This is a genomic window from Myroides sp. C15-4, from assembly GCF_050522745.1.
In the GTDB taxonomy this organism is placed as follows: domain Bacteria; phylum Bacteroidota; class Bacteroidia; order Flavobacteriales; family Flavobacteriaceae; genus Flavobacterium.
The window spans coordinates 1-2,650 of sequence record NZ_JBMVQX010000075.1 but is presented as its reverse complement, the minus strand read 5'-3'; the positions used below and the strand labels follow the sequence as shown (position 1 = coordinate 2,650).

At 40.1% G+C, this 2,650-nt stretch carries 1 protein-coding gene; it reads right to left on the bottom strand.

Annotated features, from left to right (window positions below; all coding sequences use genetic code 11):
• Positions 1-2,650 (bottom strand): fibronectin type III domain-containing protein (locus ACPDHL_RS16085; protein WP_430533719.1); only part of this gene is annotated, 2,650 nt, incomplete at both ends.

The window sequence follows — 2,650 nt, the reverse complement described above, 5'->3', positions numbered from 1 at the left end:
CGGTATTTTGAATGATGTCAAAAACAAGATCTCCATCTTGATCTATCTTCAAGAAATACCATACCGGGTAAGGAGCACCTCCTAAACAAGCTATTTGTCCATTTCCTAAAGGAAATTCTTCAGGTGTATTACCTCTATGATTATTTGGAAAGATAATTCCTCCAGGTCCAGCACAAAACGGCTCTGCATCTAAAATACTCGTGCTATTCGTTCTTACATTGATCTTTTTCCACATACTCACGTCATCTGGTCCACAGACATTGCGCACATAGAAATAGTAGGTCGTATTCACCGTTAATCCTCTAGCAGAATAATTAGGCTCTTCCACAATTTCAATTAAATCTGGGTCTGGTTCTGCACCATCTGTTGTTGAAAAGGCAATTTCCCAACGCGTCATCCCCTCTTGAGAATCCCATCCGTAATTGATGCGATCAGCACCTCCACAAGCAGACAATCCAGTAACTGCAGGACAAGTTTCGACTTTAAATATCACATTGTCTATTGCCGCAGGCGGATCATATTCAGAATAGCTGTTATTAATCCACTCAAAGACCAAGCGCATCGTTTGTCCTGCAAATGGCGCTAAATCAACTGATTCTAAAGCAGTAGTAAACTCTTCTTGTTGGAAATACAAACCACCAATTTGAAGACGATCAGCTCCTGTTGTTATTTGTTGTCCCATCACAGGTCTAAAACTAGCAGGTACTAGCCAAACTCTCATATAGTCATAAGGATAGCGAACGCTTCCTTCTCCAAGCGCACGCCAATCAAAGGTTAAACTTCCTCCGATAGCCGCTGCTGGTACAGCAAGATCGCGGTACGCATGAGCCACCGTAGTCACATCTCCATTATATGTATTGGTTAGTCCATTGTCTTTTGTAATATATAGTGCGTTTACTCCACCATTACTAACAGCTCTACCAACCACCCATTTATTAATCGAATTACTGATAAAGCTCCAATTGTTATCTCCTTCAAAGTTATCTTCATAGGTTAGTTCGCCTGGAATTTGTCCTGTCCATCCAACCACTCGAACCCAAGAGCTCTTATTGGTAGCACTACAAATCGTTCTCACCCAAATAAAATACTCCGTATTATCATCTAACCCCTCAATAGTATAAGGATTCTCTGTCGTGGTTACCGATCCAGTTACTGTATCTCCTAATAATCCAGGGTTAGTTGCTGAATGATACACTTCATAGTTTGTCTGTCCTTCTACTGGAGTCCAAGAAATAGTTACCGACGTTGATGTAACGCTATCAATTTGCACGTTAGTTGGTTCTGAACACGTAATAACGTGTACCTCTAAATTATCAATTGCTGCAGGGGGTTGATATTCACTATAGGTATTATTTTTCCATTCAAAAAGCAAACGCATCGTTTGTCCTTGATAACTAGTACCATCAATGATAAGACGTTCATTTAAGAAATGAGAATTCTGGTTATAGAATGGACGTCCTATTTGTACACCTCCACTATTGGTAGCTGTTGTTTGTACACCTACAGCAGGCGTATATGTTATAGGTACTAACCAAACACTGAAATAATCGTAAGGATAAGAACCTGATCCTTCTCCTAGACAACGCCAATCAAAGTTAATTCCTAATTCTGCAGCATTCGCTGGAATAATAAAATCTTTATAAACATGAGAAACTTGATTCTTGTTATTATTTAAGTACACATTACTCACCCCTTCGTCACCACTGATATAAAGAGCTCTTTGACCACCATAATTCACTGCATTTCCAATGTACCATTGGTTCAAAATATCATTGCGAATTGCATATTGTTGATCCCCTTCAAAACCATCGCGATACGGTAAATCTACAGGCACTAAATCTGTTGTCACTTGTAAAGGCCCTTTCCATAAACTCTTATTGGTCGTTGAACAGATAGAGCGTACCCAAATATAATACGTTGTATTACTGTCTAAGTTTTCAAAGGTATGTGTCGTTCCTGTAACTGTTACCCCTGCCACAGTCTCGGCTGGAGCTGTTGGTGTAGTGGTAATTTTCAATTCGTAATCAGTCACTCCTTCTACAGCGCTCCAACTCACAGCAATACTCTCTGCAGTAACAGCTGTTGCCTGTGAACTTGTTGGTTGAATACAAGTTGAATAATTCAATTTCAAGTTGTCAATCGCCGCTGGTGGATTCTCTCCACTATAACTATTGTTTTTCCAAGAAAAGACTAAACGCATCGTTTGACCTGCAAAAGCAGAAACATCCATCACAAGGCGTTCGGTCACAAAGTTGCGATTCTGTTCATATAATGTGCGACCTAATCGAACTCGAGTTGCAGCTGTAGTAATCCCTGTACCTATTTGAGGTTCAAAGGTAATAGGAACGGCCCATACAGTGAATCCATCGCCACTATAACTATCCCCTAACGAATGCCAATCAAATTGCACCTCAAGCTCTTCTGCATCTGCAGGAATAGTAAAATCTTTGTACACATGAGACGTTTGCTCAATTGTTATGGTATACTCATTCGCTACGCCATCATTGTTACTGATATACAAAGCAGAAGTCCCTCCGTTATTTACGGCTGTACCAATATGCCATTTATTTACGCTATGGTTTCTAAAAGCATATTCTTGAGCAGTCTCAAACGTATCTGTATAAGGGATGTCAACAGGTACTAATCCTGT